Below are 17,697 nucleotides of genomic sequence, written 5' to 3'. Positions count from 1 at the left end.
CCTCGTGACGACGTTGCTCTATCTCATACCAGTGGCCCTTTTTCTGGGTGCACTGGGTGTGTCCGGCTTCGTCTGGGCATTGCGAAGCGGTCAATACGAAGATCTCGACGGAGCCGCCGAGCGGATACTAATTGATCGGGACGACAAACCGGAACGCTGATTTCAATCCGCTGTGCATAAGATGCGCGGATCGCGCTCGTCAGTCGAGCCGGCTCGGTCGGGAACAAGCTGTCCATGCTCCATGCTCCATGCTCCATGCTCCATGCTCCATGACCATCTTGACCTAAGCTGCACACTACATTTGTGAAAAGCCTCTGTCGTGCGAAGGACTGCCTCCCATTGCACCCAGTATGAGGCGTGTGATGCCACGAGAGTACCTCGCGTGGCCGGACGAGAGCTTGGCAATGTGCGCACGGGTTCCAAAGTGGAACGTCACGGTCGATCACCTGACCGTGAACCGCCAGTGCCGATTGGTCATGTCTGGCTGATCCAGATCAGGGTCATACTCATCGGCGTGGTCTATTGACCAGTCTTCGACGGAGAAATGCATGACTTACGGAAAGATTGGTCGTCATTATCAGCACCTTCACGGTTCTGGGTTTTCTGTCGTGTGGTCGGCCATGCCTTGTGCTTACGGCGCAGCCATTAGCTGACCGGCGTCGTGTGTATCTCGCTTGCTGGCTGACCATCCGCGTGGCTTGCGCGGACAGGGGGCCGATCAACAGCTTTCGCCTTTGATGGGTTGTGTGCGTCGTTGCCGATCCATCCCGATTCCCGGCCCGCGCCTTGAGGCTATGCGACGGTACCGGAACCCAGCGCACGTCACGCGGTTCCGCGCGCGTGGTGTCCGCTCGTCACGACGATGAACGAACAAGCGGCTGGAGTACCATGAACACCGTACACATCATCGACTGCCACAATGCAAATGACTACTTCGCCGACAGGCAAGAGGGACCGATCGTGCAGCACTTGTTAAAGGCTGTCAACATCCGCGCGGAGCTCCAAATGGCGTTGAACCGAACGAAATTTGGTGAGGCTGTAGTACGAGCGATGGAGGCGGAGTGCGACGTGCTTCACATCGCCGGGCACGGCAATGGTGACGGGATCGCTTCGTCCAGTGGGCGAAGTGGCCTTCTTTGGGCTGACTTCGTAAAAATGTTCCAGGGCTCGCATCCAGCGCCGAAGATCCTCGTGATGTCAACGTGCTGCGGAGCATCATCGGGGTTGGGACGTGCGTTTTCGAAATCGATCAACCGTCCGAAGTTGATCATTGGTTCGAGTGACGCGCGCTATTTCGACGACTATGTCGCCGCGTGGGCTTTGCTCTATCGGCGACTGAATTGCAAGGACATCGACATCGAAGCCATGCAGCAGGTTCTTGATGAGATATGCGCGGTCGTGGATAAAAGTTTCCGCTACCTTGGCTGGGATGACGAGAGAGAGCGCTACGTTCGATACCCTCACCCTCGCAAGAGAGCCCGCTTCGACGTCGTGGAGCGTGAGTAGTATGCGCAAGGGTTCCAGGTGGAATGTGGCGATCGATGCGGCGCGGCCGTCGCTGACCAGCGTCGCGAGTGTCTCGCTTGCTGGCGGCGATCTGCGCGGCTGCGCGGCGAAAGGGCGGGATCGGTTAGCCGCATCCACCTCTGAGCGCTTTGAGTGCTTCGTTGCCGATCGATGCGAATCTCCCGGCCCAGCGCCTTTAGGCAATGCGGCGGGCACGGAGCTCATGTCACTCGGCTCAGTTCCACCGTTACACGAGGATAGGCGACCGGATGGCGGCACGCTGATGGGCTCTGACGATAATTTTGACATCGTTGTCGTTGGAGCCGGCCCGGTCGGCCTTTCGTTCGCTGCGTCGCTTGCCCAAAGCGAACTCAAGGTGGCAGTTGTTGAACAGAACACATTCGATAGTCTGGCGAATCCGGCTTTCGATGGTCGCGAAATCGCGCTGACCAACGCTTCGATCAGAACCCTTCGCGAGCTCGGCGCCTGGGATGTCATCCCGGCTTCGGACAAATCAGCACTTCAAGGCGCGCGCGTGCTCAACGGCTCGAGCGCATTCGCTCTTCGTTTCGATCCTCCCAGCAACTCTGGAGAACCGCTGGGGGTTTTGGTTCCAAATTGCCGGATCCGCGAGGCGCTGTTCAAAATCGTCCGCTTGCAGGATCGCGCCCGGCTGTTGTGCGGCCACTCGGTCGTCGATGCAACAAACAGCCAAGAAGGAGCAGTCGTAACGCTCTCTAATGGCGCGCGTTTAACTGCTCGGCTGGTTGTTGCCGCGGATTCGCGTTTGTCCGCCACGCGTGATCTGCTAGGCATCGGCGCCGATATCAACCGGCTTGGCCACTCGATGCTGATTTGCCGAGTGAGGCACGAGCGCGCCCACCACCAGATCGCCATCGAATGGTTCGATCACCATCAGACGATAGCGATATTGCCCCTCGCGGAGGGCATGTCGTCGCTGCTGCTCACATTGCGCTCAAACGAGGCCTATAGACTGCTTGCCTTCGATGATGATTTGTTCCTGTCGGAGTTGACGAAACGGTGTCGAGGGCGCCTTGGAAAAATGACCTTGGCAAGCAAGCGCCACACCTATCCGCTGGTCACGACCTGGGCGCACAAATTCCGGGCGCCGAGCGCCGCACTCATCGGCGACGCTGCCATCGGCATGCACCCGGTGACCGCTCACGGATTCAACATCGGTCTCAGCAGCCAGAAGCAACTCGCCCGTGGAATCATGACTGCGTGCCGCGACGGCCGCAATGTTGGCGACCCCGACATGCTGCATATATACGAAAGGCGGCTGCGCCTGTCGGCGGCGCCGCTCTACCATGCAACGAACATATTGGTTGGACTCTACTCCAGAGACCACCTGGCGGCACGGCTTGCAAGGCATCTGGGGCTTCGCTTTGCCCAACATGTTCCCCTTGTCCGGCATGGGATTTCGGCGGAGCTCCAGCGGTGATACTGCACCAGCAGTCGCATTTTTGCGCGTGCTGGGCGAGCGATGAGAGAGTGCATGATGCACCGGAGTAATCCTGCTCCCCGACGCTGATCTCCGATTGAAGAATTAACCCGTCCTTCAGGGGGGCTGCATAGGCTGCGGACAAGCAGGAGTAAGCAAGCTGACCCGTCCAGCCTTGGAAAAAGAAGATCCGCTGGAGGCGAGAATCCTTCAGGACCAGCTCGCTGATCTGAGGGCAGGCCTTTTCGTCTCAATGCCGATAAGCATTGTGCTGTCCGGGCTGATTTTGACCGTGCAGGCCCTTTCCGGGAACGGTCTTGCTGGCGCGGCCTGGTTTTCGGTCGTTAATGCGATAAATGCCGCCCGCCTTGCACTCGCCCGTCATCAGCTGAAGGAACCCGGAGTCCAGGATGATCTGACACGGGTTTGGCTGCGGCTTCGCTGGTTTGGCAGGCTTGCTCTTCTGGCGGGATTCACCTGGTCATTCCTTGCCGTCCTAACGGCTGGATACACGACGTCTCAAGCATCGCTGCATCTAATAATTCTGGCGGGCATTTCAGCTGGCGCGGTCACGTACGGCAGCTCATATGCTGCGGCAGCGATATGCTTCATCACACCGCCACTCCTCATTGCCGCCGCATGTTTGCTGACGAAGGGAGCCCCGGAAAACTACATTCTGGCTTTTGCCGTCCTGCTTTTCGAGGGCGGCCTGGTTCGATCCTCGTTCGTTGGACAAGCGCGCTTCCGTGACGCGAGCCGCCTGAGACATCAAGCCGAGCGGCTTGCCGCGGAAATGGAGCGCAATTCCAGGGAGGACCATCTTACCGCGCTCCTCAACAGGCGGGGCCTCGAACATGCAATCGATCAGTTTGAGAACACCGATGGACCCTTTGTGGCCATGCTGATTGATCTGGACGGGTTCAAATCTGTCAACGATACCTACGGTCACAGAACGGGTGACGAGCTGCTTGCCAGGATCGCCCGCCGAATAGAGGAAGAAGCACCGGAGGGCTCAACGCTCGCCCGCATCGGTGGGGATGAATTCGTGCTGGTTTTTTCTTCGCGAAAGAATTCTCCTTCTCCCACCAATCTCGCGTCCAATCTCATAGCCAAGCTTGCTCGCCCCTATCCTGGGATCGCATCAGTCCGCATTGGAGCGTCTATAGGAATCTACTTGGCTGAAAACCCCGGACTAACGGAAATGTTGTTGCGGGCCGACATCGCCCTTTACACAGCTAAGCGCCGCGGCAGGAATGAATTTTGTCTGTTCGATGCCGAGCTAGCCCGGGAGTTGCAACGCCGCCAGTCAATCGAACGCGATCTTCATTCGGCGATAACGATGAGAAGCTTGGTCGCTTGGTTTCAGCCAATCGTAAGACTCGAAACTGAAGCCGTCGTCAGTTTTGAAGCCTTGCTAAGATGGTCTCACCCGCTTCACGGTCCCATTTCTCCGCCCGAGATCATGACAGCGGCACGCGAAACTGGAATGCTTCAGCTGCTAACTCAAACGGTATTCGCCGACTGTTGCGCTCTTATCGAGGGCTTGGTCAAAGCTGACCGTCGTGATGTTCGTGTGGCGATGAATGTTTCACCGTGCGAGTTGGAAGCTGGCGATATTGACGAGATGATTCTTAATGGTCTGGCGGCAAAAGACCTCCCTGCAACGATGTTCGACATCGAGATTACCGAAGAAGCCCCAGTGGATCCGGACAGAGTGGATGAAAAGCTCGCCCGGCTTTCACATGCTGGCATTTCTATCGCGCTCGATGACTTCGGCACCGGTTTTTCGACGTTGGCATCGCTCAAGGACAGTCGGATCAGGAAGGTGAAAATAGATCAGGGCTTCGTTCGCGGCTTAGCCAAGTCCCGGGAGAATCGGCTGCTTGTCAAAGCGGTGATTGATCTTGGTAGGACGCTCGGGATCGAGGTCATGGCCGAGGGCGTTGAAACAGAGGCAGATCGGCAAACTCTGTACAAGCTTGGCTGCAGAACCGCGCAGGGCTTCCTGTTCTCTAAGGCAGTGCCTCTCCATTTGGCACTTGATTCGGTAGTAAAAGAGCACGCGAAGGAGTTGTGACCGGCCTCTCCGTCCGTGCTGCTCGCGGAACTTTCATGTGGGGTGGACCTGACGCGCGAAAGCCGTTTCGGACGGTAGAGTTATTACGGGGGCGAAACTGAGCACGTGGTTTGGATAGCAGCAATCCGGTCCACCGGCGCACATGCAGCGGCTTCATACAAGCGTTCAAGTTGCGAGATGAGCTTGAGTGAACGACGTCGGAGAATTGCGTCCTTTGGACGCTGGTTTCGCGGTTCCCGTAGGATTCGATTACGGGAAGCGTTCTTGGCTGCTTCTCGGCTCAGCGCTCATCGGGATGAACAACGTACCCGCGGTCAAGGTCTTCGCGACCTCAACCCAGTCACCATCCCGCAACAGCAGCGGTCGGGTCCTGATCAAGCGCTCAGCCTCAGCACAGGTGCTGGAGCAACGGTAGAGCGCGGAAAACGTGTATCGGAATGCGCTGGCTCACCATAGGAAGCTGCCACGGCATGTCGAATGTCCCCAGGGGGCGGACCGTTCCCTTGCATTTGTCTCGATGACGGGCTCTCAAAGCTAAAGCCAAGAGAGCTTTATAAAAATCGCACCCGATCGGCTGCGCAACGACGACCAGCTGAGGCCCGATCGGGTGCTAAGGTCGTGCCAAAAAAGGCGCGTCACTGTCGCATTTCTAGCCGGCTTGCGATCGGACGTCATCTCTTGGCGATCGCTGCCCCTTCTCTCAAATGCGCTTAGCGGCGCCGATGGCGAATAGCGCAAGCTTTTCCACCCGTTTCTACTCCACTACCGAGACTCGTCACCAACCTCCTTTTATTCGCTTCCATATGGCCCATCCTGTCTCCAATCGAGGAGGAGCGCGAACATGGGCCAAGCCGTAGAACGTCTCAGTCTCGGGAATTCTTCTGCTCGCCAAACTGCCGTTGTCGCCGGCACCATATTTGGCAGGGTGACAGTGCACGACAAGATATCAGGCGTTCTTGTCTGGGCTGAACTATGCTTGCAAGCCATAACCCAAAAATCGCCGATCCCTTTGAATTCGAGCCGGATGAATGGGTGTTTCAAAATTTTTGGCGGTTTTAGGCAGAACCCTCCGATGGCCCGCGTACCGGTCAAGCTTCGTGAGCACTTTAGGTTCGTCGATCAGGCATAGGTTTCTTTCCCATGCCACATGCTGGCCGTTTGCCTAGTTCGGAAGCCCTCGAGAGGCGTTGCTCGTCTTGGTATGGCGTCGCCCCTTTTTCCGATCCATCGGCCACGGAGCTAGAATGGTGTCTAGCTGTTGCCGCCTACTTGGTCATCCGGCATGGAGATGCCTATATACCGACCTTCGAAAGGCTGGAATACGAGGTCGAACAAATGCGGCGGAAGCTCGGAAATCGCGAGCGAGCGCAGCGCGTGCTGGCCACGCTCAACCTAAATGGCTCGGACAGCTGGAGCCGTGAGGTTGGTTCTCAAGGCCTGGATGGCGCCGCAATCACATTCGCCCGGGCGGGGTAAAAGCGATTTTTTGGAGCCACTCGCGCTTTTGCGCTAACGAAGGTCCCGCGCCGTATTTGGGCCGGATCCATTTGTGGCCCATCAGAGAAGCAATTACCTTCTCCGGCGCCTCAACTGCCGTCAGCCGGTCCTCGAAAGTGTGTCGCAGGCTATAAAGACTATGCTCGGAAGTCGGCAGAAGTTCCTTGCTGGCGAGCACCTTGTTGACGAGCGCTGAAAGTGACGCGGCCTTGTCGCGATAACGAGGAAAGCCGTCCGGATGGAGCTTGATGGCTGCAAGTGCGCCGCCAACCAAGGGAATGTCACGGGCTGAATGACCGGTCTTCAAGCGACGGCCATTGGGGCGCACCCGCACATGCGGGATTTCTCGATCGAGGTGGATTGTTTCGGTGGTGAGGTTTGCCGCTTCAGAAAGCCTGAGTCCGGTATCGGCAATCACATAGATTAGATGGCGGGCTTCGTCATTGAGTCCGTCGAGCGCGCCTTCAGCGAGTATCTTCTCCTGAATGAACTCCGCTGTGAACGCAGCGCGTTGCCCGGGGACGGCGCCGGAAAGACGCAGGTTTCGAAAAACCGGCTCCAGCTTGAGCTGGTGAGTCAGATCGACGACGCGCAGCATTTTCGAAACATGGCCGATGTCCTTGTTGGCCGTACCGATATCAAGTCCATCCTCAACGATCCGCTTTTGCCACCACTCGCGGAACGCGATTGCGTCGTCCCGAGTGAGGCTTGCGATCTCCTTGTCGCCAATGACTCCAACCAGATTGGCAACTGCGCGCTTTTTGGGGTTACGCCATTTCTTGATTTGGTTGGGCGACATGGTCAGCAAGTTCTGTTGCTCGATCGTCTCGAATTCCTTGATAAGACCGCTCAGGCGGACCGCTGGCCGCTTCTCCCCACCCATGACGGCCGAGACGTCCTGCGCGTCCTCGATCGATTTTTTGTCGAGGAGCAGCTTGATACGGGCCATGAGTTCGTCGAGCGGCCCCGCTGCTAGTTCCTCGTTAGTGCGATAGGCCAATCCAAATGACCGCGCGCGCTTCCTCGCGGCTTCGAAACGCAGCCCCGCCTCGGCGGATTGGCCTTCCCGCAGTCTACGCCAATACGCCTCCAGCCCCGCGCCGAGGCTTTGCACTGCATCTCGCGCCCGTACACCGCGGGGATCGTCAGCCACGGCGACGCCCGTGGAAATGCGTACTAGGCAGCGGCGATCAAACGCCGCGAATTCCTTCGGCACCCTGCGGACGAGATACCAGATGCCTTCACGTTTATGCGGCTTTGGCGCTGCGGAACGTCGCATTATCTTTCTCTAATGTTACACAGTTTGTTACACAGTCTAAGATATGTTTCGCTTCGTGCTGGTCAAGCGCAACAAGGAAGCTTTTGAAAGGAAAGGATTTTTATGGAAGCTAAATGGCGGAGAGGGAGGGATTCGAACCCCCGATGGGCTTGCACCCATGCCGCATTTCGAGTGCGGTGCATTCGACCACTCTGCCACCTCTCCGCGGTCATGGTCGGCCGTTGCCGGCGCGGCGCACTAGATAACGGCTGGGCGGACAGGTTACAAGGCCAAATCCGCGGGGAAATTCAGGTTCCTGTGTGGGCTTTGTCGGGAGAGCTGCGTTGCGGCCGCGTCGACAGGCGAGGCCGACCAGCCTTCGACCGCAGGGATCGGGCGCGGCGAGGATCCGGCATGGCCAAGGAATCGGGCCGTTTGCCTTGACTTCAGCCAAACCTTCGGTTAGGGAAAGCGCGCAATCGGCGTGGAGGGTTCTTCCGCGCCGCTTGTTTTTTGAACCCGCAGACTGACAAAAAGACGGCCGAACCGCCAGAGGCGGTTCATCAAGGCCGACCGAACAGCGAAAGGCAAAAAATGTTCGCAGTCATTAAAACGGGCGGTAAGCAGTATCGCGTTGCCGCCAACGATCTCCTGAAGATCGAAAAGCTCGAAGCCAATGTCGGCGATATCGTCGAAATCGGCAGCGTTCTCGCGCATGGCGAGGGCGAAAATGTCACCTTCGGCGCACCGTTCGTCGATGGCGCTCTGGTCACGGCGGAAGTCGTCGAGCAGGGCAAGAACCGCACCGTCATCGCTTTCAAGAAGCGCCGCCGGCAGAATTCGCGCCGCAAGATCGGCCACCGCCAGCTTCTGACCACGGTCAGGATCGCCGAGATCCTGCTGGGTGGCGCCAAGCCTTCCAAGAAGGCCGCAGCCAAGGTCGAAGCCAAGGCGCCGGAAGCCAAGGCAGAGGTCGCACCCGAGGCGAAGGCCGAGGCCGCGCCGAAGGAAGCCAAGGCCAAGAAGGAAGCCAAGGCAGAGGCTGCCCCGAAGGCAGAAGCCAAGGCCGAGACCGCCGTCGCCGCGCCGCTGTTCAAGGCGCCGAAGGGCGAGCCGGACGATTTGACCGTGATCAAGGGCATCGGCCCGGTCGCAGCCAAGGATCTGGCAGAGCAGGGCATCATCACCTTCGCGCAGCTGGCCAAGCTGACCGACAAGGATGTCGCCAAGATCGACGAGCACATGCCCTTCAGCGCCGACCAGATCAAGGACTGGCGCGAGCAGGCCAAGGAGCTGGCGAAGAAGTAATTTTCCGGCGACAGGGTCGCCGGATCGGACTTGAAACGGAACGCGAACGCGTTCATAAGACCATTCAAGCGCCTCTTGAGGCGCATCGGAGTTAGTTAGATGGCACACAAGAAAGCTGGCGGCTCGTCGCGCAACGGTCGCGACTCGCATTCCAAGCGCCTGGGCGTGAAGAAGTTCGGTGGCGAAGCCGTTATCCCGGGCAACATCATCATCCGTCAACGCGGCACCACCTGGCATCCCGGCGTCAACGTCGGCATGGGCACGGACCACACCCTTTTTGCGCTCGAGACCGGCGCAGTCACCTTCAACAAAAAAGCCAACGGCCGAACCTACGTATCGGTCAATCCGATTACCAAAGCCGCGGAGTAGCCGGTTCCGCACTATAAAACCGGCGCCCATCTCGGGAACCGGTGTCTGGAAGCCAAAAGGGTTTGGCAAATCCAGGAAAAGGATCAGGGGAGATGGGTTTTCCATCTCCCCTTTTTTCTTGCCTGGAGGACTGAAAATGGTTGCCGAAGCGGAAGACACCGAAGACGAAAGTTACGCGATAGACTGCCCGGTGCTGGCCACGGAGCGGCTGGTGATGCGGGCGCCTTGCGAAGCCGATATCGCGCAACTGGTCGAGCTTGCCGACAACCGTCATGTCGCTGAAATGCTGGCCCGCATGCCACACCCCTATGGCGAGGCCGAGGCACGCGCCTTCCTGGCCATGACAAGATCGCGCCGCGCCGGCATTGCCTATGCCCTGACGCTGGCCGGCACCGACACCTTCGTCGGCTGCGCCGGGCTCAACATGACCGATCGCGGGCTGGAACTTGGCTACTGGATTGGCGAGCCCTACTGGAAGCGCGGCTATGCGACGGAGGCGGCGCATGCGCTGGTCGACCTCGCCTTCCAGCGGACCTCGACGCAGGTGCTGCAGGCTTCGACGCGGGTGATCAATCCGGCCTCGCGCCGGGTCATCCACAAGTGCGGCTTCCAGTATGCCGGCCAGGGCATGCTGAACTCCATCGTCGCCGGCCAGGTGCCGGTCGAGCGGTATCGGCTGGATCGCAAGACGTGGATTAGTCTGCGCAACTGGGTGCACTTCTAGGTGTGCCGATATTCAGGTGAGGCCGGCCTGCGAATGGCGGCTTCCTGCGCTTCCGATGCTCACGTACGAAAAGTACGCTCCGCTCCGGCCTTCGCCGGCCGAAGCCCTCATAAGTGTCTCCGCTCTATGAAGGCTACGGCCGGCGTAGGCCGGTTCTCGAAAACCAGCGTTTTCGACTCGGCCTGACCTGAATCTCAACACACCTAAGCGCGTCGCGTGAGGCCAGAAGGTCCGTGGAGTCGTCGCTCAGCTCATCTCGACCCACACCGGCAGGTGATCGGAACCGACGGCTTTTTGATCGACCCACAGGCGCTTCAGCGATCCGGCGAGCGAGGCCGAGGTGAAGATGTAGTCGATGCGTTTGTGGCGGCTTGTGTCTTGTGGCCGGTTGGGGTCGACCCAGGTGACGATGTCCGATGCATTGAGACGCTGGGCGACATCGACGGCGAGATCGGCGGTCAGCGGCATGCCGAACTCATGGTCCGGGCGGCCGACGAGTTCGACATATTCCGAGGAGCCGGGAAGCATGTTGAAGTCGCCCATGACGATGAAGGCTTCGGGATAGGGCAGGTCAGGCAGGCCGATCTCGGGAATGCCGGAGAGACCGCCGCCTTCGAGAGCATAGTTCAACAGGCGCTGGCGCAGAAAACGGATCTGGCTGGCGCGCTCAACCGGACTGCGATGGTCGAGATGGGTGGAATAGAAGCGGACAAAGCCGAGCGGAGTCTCGATCAGCGCCTCGAGCGCGCCGCGCTGGAAGTTCATCGCCTCCAGGCTGCGGCTGCGTGGCAAAAGCAGATTGCGCGACAGTTGGATGGGTGTCTTCGACAGCACCATGTTGCCGAGCTGGAAGGTGGTGGTGATGGCGCGGCCGGCTTCCAGGCGCGAACCGACATTGACCTCGAAATTGCTGCCATAGGCGGCAAAGTACTCAGGCAGCGCCTCGCCGATCTCGGCCACCATGTCACGGTTGCCGTTCCGCGGGTTGTTGCGGGTCACTTCCTGCAGCGCGATGACGTCGGCGCCGCGCACCGCATCGGTGATGCGGCCGAGATCGTAGCGGCCATCGAGACCGATGCCGTACTGGATGTTATAGGTGACAACCTTCATTTCCGCGCCCCCCTCGCTCCGTCCCGGGTACACTGCTACCGCTTCCCCGGCAAAAGGGCATCCGGCGCTTTAGTCACAAATCGGCCTCGCCCTTCGGTCCGCCTTGGTTTAGAGCAAGGCGCAAGGTTAGAGCAAAGCCGCAAGGCGAACGGCAGAAACTGCGTAGTCCAATGAAATTTCTCGATCAAGCCAAGGTCTATATCCGCTCCGGCGACGGCGGCGCCGGTTCGGTGTCGTTCCGGCGCGAAAAATTCATCGAGTTCGGCGGTCCGGATGGCGGCGACGGCGGCCGCGGCGGCGATGTCTGGCTGGAGGCCGTCAACGGGCTGAACACGCTGATCGACTATCGCTACCAGCAGCATTTCAAGGCCAAGACCGGTGTCCACGGCATGGGCCGCAACATGACCGGCGCCAAGGGCGCCGACGTGACGCTGAAAGTGCCGGCCGGAACCCAGGTGTTTGCCGAGGACAATGAGACGCTGATCTGCGACCTGACCGTGGTCGGCCAGCGCTTCCTGCTGGCCAAGGGCGGCAATGGCGGCTTCGGCAACCAGCATTTCAAGACCTCCACCAACCAGGCGCCGCGGCGCGCCAATCCCGGCCTGCCCGGCGAGGAGATGAATGTCTGGCTGCGGCTGAAGCTGATTGCCGATGCCGGCCTGGTCGGGCTGCCCAATGCCGGCAAGTCGACTTTTCTTGCGGCGGTGACCGCGGCCAAGCCGAAGATCGCCGACTATCCCTTCACCACGCTGCATCCGGGCCTCGGCGTCGCTCGCATCGATGCGCGCGAATTCGTCATTGCCGACATTCCGGGCCTGATCGAAGGCGCGCATGAAGGCGTCGGCATCGGCGACCGGTTCCTCGGCCATGTCGAGCGCACACGGGTGCTTTTGCATCTGGTCTCGGCGCAGGAGGAGAACCCGGGCAAGGCCTACAAGACCGTGCGCGCCGAACTCGACGCCTATGGCAATGGCTTGACCGACAAGGTCGAGATCGTGGCGCTCAGCCAGGTCGACATCCTCGATGCCGACGAGCGCAAGAAGAAGGCCGCGTCGCTGAAACGCGCTGCCGGTCGCGCGCCGATGCTGTTGTCTGCCGTCACCGGCGAAGGCGTCGAGGCGGTGCTGCGCGCACTGATGGCAATAGTGGGGGAAGCGCGAGCAAGGACCGCCACTCCCGTCGAGACGCGCTGGAACAGCTGATCATGGCTGCGCATTCCCTGAAGAAATACCGGCGCATCACGGTCAAGATCGGCTCGGCGCTGCTTGTCGACCGCACTAGCGGCTTGAAGCGCGACTGGCTGGCCTCCCTGGCAGACGACATTGCGGAACTCGCCAATGGCGGCGCAGAGATCCTGGTTGTGTCGTCCGGCGCGATTGCGCTCGGCCGCACCATTTTGGGGCTCGGCAAACGGGCGTTGAAGCTTGAGGAAAGCCAGGCGGCGGCCGCCGTCGGCCAGATTGCGCTGGCCGGCGCGTGGTCGGATGCGCTGGGCAAGGGCGCGCTGAAATCGGGCCAGATCCTGCTGACGCTCGGCGACACCGAAGAGCGACGCCGCTACCTCAATGCCCGCGCCACCATCTCGACGCTGCTCAAGATGAAGGCGGTGCCGGTCATCAACGAGAACGACACGGTGGCGACCTCTGAAATCCGCTATGGCGACAATGACCGGCTGGCGGCACGGGTGGCGACGATGATGGGCGCGGATCTGCTGGTCCTGCTCTCCGACATTGACGGGCTCTACACCGCACCCCCGGCGCGCGATCCGCAAGCCAAATTCATCCCCGTGGTCGACCGGATCACGCCCGATATCGAGGCGATGGCGGGCGCGGCGGCGTCCGAGCTGTCGCGTGGCGGCATGCGCACCAAACTCGACGCCGGCAAGATCGCCACTGCCGCCGGCACCGCCATGATCATCACCTCGGGCACCAGGCTGTCGCCGTTGATGGCGATCGAACGCGGCGAGCGGGCCACCTTCTTCAGACCGAGCGCCAATCCGGTGAAGGGCTACAAGACCTGGATCGCCGGCCAGCTTGAGCCGGCCGGACGGCTCACCGTCGATGCCGGCGCCATCGGCGCGCTGCTGTCGGGCAAGTCGCTGCTGCCGGCCGGCGTCAGACTGGTCAGCGGCAATTTCTCGCGCGGCGACACGGTGGCCATCCTGTCGCCGGAGGGTCGTGAGATCGCGCGCGGCCTAGTTGCCTACGATGCCGCCGATGCCGTAAGGATCGCAGGCCTGAAGACGGCCGAGATCGAAACCGTGCTCGGCTATGAGGCACGCTCGGCGATGATCCACCGCGACGATCTGGTGGTGAGCGGCACGGCCGACTGAGTCTCGGCCCGGCGATCAAGGTCGCGCTACTTCTCTGGTTCATGAGGCCATTTCGGTGGGTTGCGATAACTCTCCAGAAACTGCTGCTGCATTTTCAGAAGCTCGCTGCAACCTCCCAACTCTCCTTCGATGGCGGCCTTGGCGCGTCGATCCATTTCAGCTTGGGGAATATCCTTCTCGTCATCGAAGGCCAGATTGCGGATGAGGTCGTCGGTCGTCATTACCTCTGCCCCTTCCATCCTTTTCTTGTATTCCGCCTCGAGCCGCGCTCGCGGCCCACATCCGTGGCCCTCCTCAACAACGACGAAGATCTGAGAGGGTGGTGTTGGTGGCGCGCCGCAATAGCGCTCGGCAAGCGCGACGGACAGCATCGAACCGAGCATAACCATGGCCTTGCCGTCAGGGCTTTCGCCAGGCTCGATCTTGTCGTCGCAGTAATCAGCGGCGTGTAGGGCTTTAGGCATGAGCATTGAGGCCAGAACAACGAGGATTAGGGCACTTCTCATTGGGCCTCCTCAGCTTCGCAGCCATTGCCGCGAAGGCCAGCCGCGTGTAAATCCACCAGGCTTCACCGGAGCGGTCAGATGCTGAAAAAACACCAAGGCGAAGATATAGCCAGTTTGATGGCCGATATCGGCCGTCGCGCTCGCGCTGCCGCCCGACCGTTGGCCATCGCTTCCATCGCTGCAAAGAATGCCGCGCTGCTGGCCATGGCGGATGCGATCATCGCCCGTGAGCAGGCTATTCTCGATGCCAACGCCATCGACGTCTCGAACGGCCACGAATCCGGGGTTTCCGGCTCGTTCATGGACCGGCTGAAGCTCGATCCGGCGCGCATCCGCGCCATGGCCGACGGTATTCGCGAAATCGCCGCCTTGCGCGATCCGGTTGGCGATGTCATCGCCGCATGGGATCGCCCCAATGGCCTGCATATAGAGCGCGTGCGCACGCCGCTCGGCGTCATCGGCGTCATCTATGAAAGCCGGCCGAACGTGACGGCGGATGCCGGCGCGCTCTGCCTCAAGGCTGGCAATCCGGTGATCCTGCGTGGCGGCTCGGACTCGCTCAATTCGTCCGCCGCCATCCATGCCTGCCTGGTCGAAGGGCTGAAGGCAGCCGGTCTGCCGCAGGATGCCATCCAGCTGGTGCCGACCACCGACCGCGCCGCTGTCGGCGAGATGCTGAAAGGGCTGTCCGGCAATCTCGACGTCATCATTCCACGTGGCGGCAAAAGCCTGGTCGGGCGCGTGCAGAGCGAGGCGCGGGTGCCGGTCTTTGCCCATCTCGAAGGCATCTGCCATCTCTACGTCGACCGTTCGGCCGATCTCGACATGGCGGTGAAGATCGCGGTCAACGCCAAGATGCGCCGCACCGGCGTCTGCGGCGCCGCCGAGACGCTGCTGGTCGACCGTGCTGTAGCCTCCACCCATCTGGTCCCCATCCTCGACGCGCTGCGTGCGGCCGGCTGCGAGATCCACGCCGATCAAGAGGTGATGAAGCTGTTCTTCGACGCCAAGCCGGCGACCGATGCCGACTGGGTCACCGAATATCTCGACGCCATCATCGCGGTGAAGCTGGTCGACGGCATTGCCGGCGCCATCGACCATATCGAAACCTTCTCCTCGCATCATACCGAGGCAATCATCGCCGAGGATGCAAAGGCGGTGGAGCGCTTCTTCAACGAGATCGATTCGGCGATTCTCTTGCACAATGCCTCGACCCAGTTCGCCGATGGCGGCGAGTTCGGCATGGGCGCCGAGATCGGCATCGCCACCGGCAAGATGCATGCGCGCGGGCCGGTCGGCGTCGAACAGCTGACCTCGTTCAAATACCGCGTGCGCGGATCGGGACAGGTGAGGCCTTGAGCGCTGACCTTACCCTCCCCCTTGTGGGGAGGGTGGCGAGCATAGCGAGCCGGGTGGGGGTACGACGCTGAATTCTGCAACACCCCCACCCCGCTCCGCTTCGCGGATCGACCGACCTGGGCAAGCCACGGGTCTTGCCCGTCCTGCGGACCCCCACAAGGGGGAGGGTGGGGCGCCTTTTTCTTCCCACTACCTCCGCATGCCGCACGCCGAGAAAGGCCTTGCCGTCGGCCTGTTCGGCGGCTCGTTCAACCCGCCGCATGCCGGCCATGCGCTGGTGGCGGAAATTGCGCTGCGGCGGCTGGCGCTTGACCAGCTGTGGTGGATGGTGACCCCAGGCAATCCGTTGAAGAGCACGCGCGAACTGGCGCCTCTCAGCGACCGGCTGCTGCAGTCGGAACAGATCGCCAAGAACCCGAAGATCAAAGTGACCTCCTTCGAGGCGGCGCATCATATCCGCTTCACCGCCGACACGCTGGAGCTGGTCAAGGCGCGCAATCCCGGCGTCGACTTCGTCTGGATCATGGGCGCCGACTCACTTCGCGATTTCCACCGCTGGCAACGCTGGCGCCAGATCGTCATGACCTTCCCGATCGCCGTCATCGACCGCCCGGGGGCGACGCTGTCCTTCCTGTCGTCGGTGGTGGCCAAGACCTTCGACTACGCCCGCGTCGACGAGGGCGACGCACCCAGGCTTGCGCGGATGAAGGCGCCGGCCTGGACTTTTATTCATGGCCCGCGCTCCTCGCTGTCGTCGAGCGCTATTCGCGGGGCTGCGAAGGAGGGCTGACCTTCCCTTCTCCCACAGGGGGAAGGGAAGACCCGGCAATGTCGCTTTTGCAGCGGCGTTTCGCTGGCGGGTAGGCGATGTTCTCCGGATATGGCCACTCTCGCTAATGCCAAGACCGACCGTGACGATCACGGCGCCCCGCCGGCGCCGGTGATCGCCATTGCCAGCGTCGTCGTATCGATGGCGCTGATTGCGGTCGGCAATGGGTTGATGTTTGCCTATATCCCGGTCCGGCTCGGTGTGGAGCATTTCGATCCGACATGGGCAGGGCTGATCATCACCGGCCTGTCGGCCGGCGGCCTTGCCGGCTGCATCCTGACCGGGCCTCTCGTCAGAAGGGTGGGGCATGCCCGCGCGTTCATGGTGCTGTCGGCGCTGATTGCGCTGTCCAACGCCGCCATCGGCGCCGGCACGTATCCGCTGCTGTGGATCGCGGCGCGCGCGCTTTACGGCTTTGCCATATGCGGTCTGTTCATCGTTGCCCAGAGCTGGCTCAACGATGCCGTCGCCAACGCCATTCGCGGCCGGGTGATGGCGGTGTTTTACGTCGCCTATGTCGCCGGGCTCGGCGTTGGCTATGCCCTGCTTGCGGCGGTCGACATCGCGTCGGCGCAGGCGCCGCTGATCGGCATTGCGTTCACCGCGGTGTCGATCCTGCCGGTGGGGATGACCCGTCTAGCTCAACCGCCACCACCTTGCGCGGCCTCGGTGGCGCTCGGCCGCGCCTGGCGAATCTCACCGGTCGGCGTGGCCGGCATGTTGGCCGTCGGCGGCCTATCGATGGCGATCTCGGGCTTTGCGCCGATCCATGCGACCGCCAAGGGCTACAGCCAGGCCGATGTGGCGCTGCTGCTCTCGGCCATGCCGGTCGGCACGCTGATCCTGCAGATCCCGCTCGGCTGGATCTCCGACCGCACAGACCGCCGCTACGTGCTGGCGGGTGCTGCGGCGCTCGCGATTGTTGCCGGCCTGCTGGCCATCGGCTTCGACGGCGGCGTGCTGGCGGTGCTGGTGGTGATCTACGTGATCTGGGACGGCGCCTCGGAATCGATCTATTCGCTGGCCAGTGCGCATGCCGCTGACCGCGCCGGCAAGGACGACATGGTGGCACTGTCGAGTTCGCTGCTGTTTGCCTGGTCGCTGGCGGGCTTCATCGTGCCGGGCATCGTGACGGCCCTGTCGGCTGTCTATGGAACGCAGGCCTTCATCTATGTGGCGATCGTCATCGCCACCGGCTTCTGCCTGTTCGTGCTGTGGCGGGTGACGACGACGCGCGCCGTGCCCGCCACGGAGACCGGCAGTTTCGCGCCGATGTCGGCGCAAGCGCCGTTGCCTGTGGAACTCGCCTACGCGCCGGAAGAGCAGCGCTAGAGCAATCCCAAGGAAAAGCGCGTAGCGC

At 61.2% G+C, this 17,697-nt stretch carries 15 protein-coding genes and 1 tRNA gene; 12 read left to right on the top strand and 4 right to left on the bottom strand.

What is annotated here, in order from left to right; genetic code table 11:
- Positions 1-4 precede the first annotated feature (4 nt).
- From ccoS to FJV77_RS29070, 4 genes are all read left to right on the top strand, one after another.
- Positions 5-160, top strand: a complete 156-nt coding sequence (ccoS, locus tag FJV77_RS29085; protein ID WP_081714250.1) for a cbb3-type cytochrome oxidase assembly protein CcoS — start codon at positions 5-7, stop codon at positions 158-160.
- A gap of 728 nt (positions 161-888) precedes the next feature.
- Complete coding sequence (locus tag FJV77_RS29080; RefSeq protein ID WP_063169219.1) at positions 889-1,506, top strand: hypothetical protein; 618 nt, start codon at positions 889-891, stop codon at positions 1,504-1,506.
- A 280-nt stretch (positions 1,507-1,786) separates the two neighbouring features.
- Entirely contained in the window at positions 1,787-2,968 is a 1,182-nt protein-coding gene (gene ubiM, locus FJV77_RS29075) for a 5-demethoxyubiquinol-8 5-hydroxylase UbiM (RefSeq protein ID WP_024502870.1), read from the top strand.
- A 175-nt stretch (positions 2,969-3,143) separates the two neighbouring features.
- A complete protein-coding gene (locus FJV77_RS29070) occupies positions 3,144-5,045 on the top strand; it encodes an EAL domain-containing protein (RefSeq protein WP_082826564.1) in 1,902 nt (633 codons plus the stop codon).
- Between the two features lie 1,453 nt (positions 5,046-6,498).
- Here the strand turns inward: FJV77_RS29070 and FJV77_RS29065 are convergent.
- Entirely contained in the window at positions 6,499-7,821 is a 1,323-nt protein-coding gene (locus FJV77_RS29065; protein WP_063169217.1) for an integrase, read from the bottom strand.
- A gap of 114 nt (positions 7,822-7,935) precedes the next feature.
- Positions 7,936-8,025, bottom strand: a tRNA-Ser gene (locus tag FJV77_RS29060).
- A 369-nt stretch (positions 8,026-8,394) separates the two neighbouring features.
- Between FJV77_RS29060 and FJV77_RS29055 the strand changes: the two genes are divergently transcribed.
- The 3 genes from FJV77_RS29055 (at position 8,395) to FJV77_RS29045 (ending at position 10,201) form a co-directional block, all read left to right on the top strand.
- On the top strand, positions 8,395-9,108 hold the full coding sequence (locus FJV77_RS29055) for a 50S ribosomal protein L21 (protein ID WP_142869831.1): 714 nt from the start codon (positions 8,395-8,397) through the stop codon (positions 9,106-9,108).
- A gap of 99 nt (positions 9,109-9,207) precedes the next feature.
- The gene (rpmA, locus tag FJV77_RS29050; protein WP_015315190.1) at positions 9,208-9,477 is read left to right on the top strand and encodes a 50S ribosomal protein L27; all 270 of its coding nucleotides are present in this window, start codon (positions 9,208-9,210) and stop codon (positions 9,475-9,477) included.
- A gap of 136 nt (positions 9,478-9,613) precedes the next feature.
- Positions 9,614-10,201: a GNAT family protein gene (locus FJV77_RS29045; RefSeq protein WP_112393576.1), complete on the top strand. Its 588-nt coding sequence runs from the start codon at positions 9,614-9,616 to the stop codon at positions 10,199-10,201.
- A 246-nt stretch (positions 10,202-10,447) separates the two neighbouring features.
- On the opposite strand, the gene FJV77_RS29040 is transcribed toward FJV77_RS29045, so the two are convergent.
- A complete protein-coding gene (locus FJV77_RS29040; protein WP_142869830.1) occupies positions 10,448-11,311 on the bottom strand; it encodes an endonuclease/exonuclease/phosphatase family protein in 864 nt (287 codons plus the stop codon).
- Between the two features lie 170 nt (positions 11,312-11,481).
- Between FJV77_RS29040 and obgE the strand changes: the two genes are divergently transcribed.
- Together obgE and proB are read left to right on the top strand one after the other, a co-directional pair.
- A complete protein-coding gene (gene obgE / locus FJV77_RS29035; RefSeq protein WP_142869829.1) occupies positions 11,482-12,513 on the top strand; it encodes a GTPase ObgE in 1,032 nt (343 codons plus the stop codon).
- Between the two features lie 2 nt (positions 12,514-12,515).
- Positions 12,516-13,643 (top strand): glutamate 5-kinase, encoded by a 1,128-nt coding sequence (proB, locus tag FJV77_RS29030; RefSeq protein WP_142869828.1) that lies wholly within the window; start codon positions 12,516-12,518, stop codon positions 13,641-13,643.
- A gap of 26 nt (positions 13,644-13,669) precedes the next feature.
- On the opposite strand, the gene FJV77_RS29025 is transcribed toward proB, so the two are convergent.
- Positions 13,670-14,149 carry a hypothetical protein gene (locus tag FJV77_RS29025; protein ID WP_142869827.1) on the bottom strand — a complete coding sequence of 160 codons (480 nt, stop codon included), beginning with the start codon at positions 14,147-14,149 and terminating at the stop codon, positions 13,670-13,672.
- A gap of 78 nt (positions 14,150-14,227) precedes the next feature.
- Here FJV77_RS29025 and FJV77_RS29020 point away from each other — a divergent pair, with 78 nt between their 5' ends.
- The 3 genes from FJV77_RS29020 (at position 14,228) to FJV77_RS29010 (ending at position 17,669) form a co-directional block, all read left to right on the top strand.
- Positions 14,228-15,508 carry a glutamate-5-semialdehyde dehydrogenase gene (locus FJV77_RS29020; protein WP_142869826.1) on the top strand — a complete coding sequence of 427 codons (1,281 nt, stop codon included), beginning with the start codon at positions 14,228-14,230 and terminating at the stop codon, positions 15,506-15,508.
- A gap of 199 nt (positions 15,509-15,707) precedes the next feature.
- On the top strand, positions 15,708-16,298 hold the full coding sequence (locus FJV77_RS29015; RefSeq protein WP_142869825.1) for a nicotinate-nucleotide adenylyltransferase: 591 nt from the start codon (positions 15,708-15,710) through the stop codon (positions 16,296-16,298).
- Between the two features lie 90 nt (positions 16,299-16,388).
- Positions 16,389-17,669 (top strand): MFS transporter, encoded by a 1,281-nt coding sequence (locus tag FJV77_RS29010; RefSeq protein WP_142869824.1) that lies wholly within the window; start codon positions 16,389-16,391, stop codon positions 17,667-17,669.
- The last annotated feature ends 28 nt before the right edge of the window (positions 17,670-17,697 follow it).

Source organism: Mesorhizobium sp. WSM4306 (assembly GCF_007003975.1).
Taxonomy (GTDB): domain Bacteria; phylum Pseudomonadota; class Alphaproteobacteria; order Rhizobiales; family Rhizobiaceae; genus Mesorhizobium.
The sequence above is the reverse complement of the archived record's forward strand: the minus strand, read 5'-3'. Positions and strand labels throughout refer to the sequence as shown.

Bases quoted from the DNA above. Each gene is read 5' to 3' on its own strand.
- FJV77_RS29080 (WP_063169219.1), top strand. From the start codon at position 889: ATGAACACCGTACACATCATCGACTGCCACAATGCAAATGACTACTTC.
- FJV77_RS29065 (WP_063169217.1), bottom strand. From the start codon at position 7,821: ATGCGACGTTCCGCAGCGCCAAAGCCGCATAAACGTGAAGGCATCTGG.
- FJV77_RS29055 (WP_142869831.1), top strand. From the start codon at position 8,395: ATGTTCGCAGTCATTAAAACGGGCGGTAAGCAGTATCGCGTTGCCGCC.
- rpmA (WP_015315190.1), top strand. From the start codon at position 9,208: ATGGCACACAAGAAAGCTGGCGGCTCGTCGCGCAACGGTCGCGACTCG.
- FJV77_RS29045 (WP_112393576.1), top strand. From the start codon at position 9,614: ATGGTTGCCGAAGCGGAAGACACCGAAGACGAAAGTTACGCGATAGAC.
- FJV77_RS29040 (WP_142869830.1), bottom strand. From the start codon at position 11,311: ATGAAGGTTGTCACCTATAACATCCAGTACGGCATCGGTCTCGATGGC.
- obgE (WP_142869829.1), top strand. From the start codon at position 11,482: ATGAAATTTCTCGATCAAGCCAAGGTCTATATCCGCTCCGGCGACGGC.
- proB (WP_142869828.1), top strand. From the start codon at position 12,516: ATGGCTGCGCATTCCCTGAAGAAATACCGGCGCATCACGGTCAAGATC.
- FJV77_RS29025 (WP_142869827.1), bottom strand. From the start codon at position 14,149: ATGAGAAGTGCCCTAATCCTCGTTGTTCTGGCCTCAATGCTCATGCCT.
- FJV77_RS29020 (WP_142869826.1), top strand. From the start codon at position 14,228: ATGCTGAAAAAACACCAAGGCGAAGATATAGCCAGTTTGATGGCCGAT.
- FJV77_RS29015 (WP_142869825.1), top strand. From the start codon at position 15,708: ATGCCGCACGCCGAGAAAGGCCTTGCCGTCGGCCTGTTCGGCGGCTCG.
- FJV77_RS29010 (WP_142869824.1), top strand. From the start codon at position 16,389: ATGGCCACTCTCGCTAATGCCAAGACCGACCGTGACGATCACGGCGCC.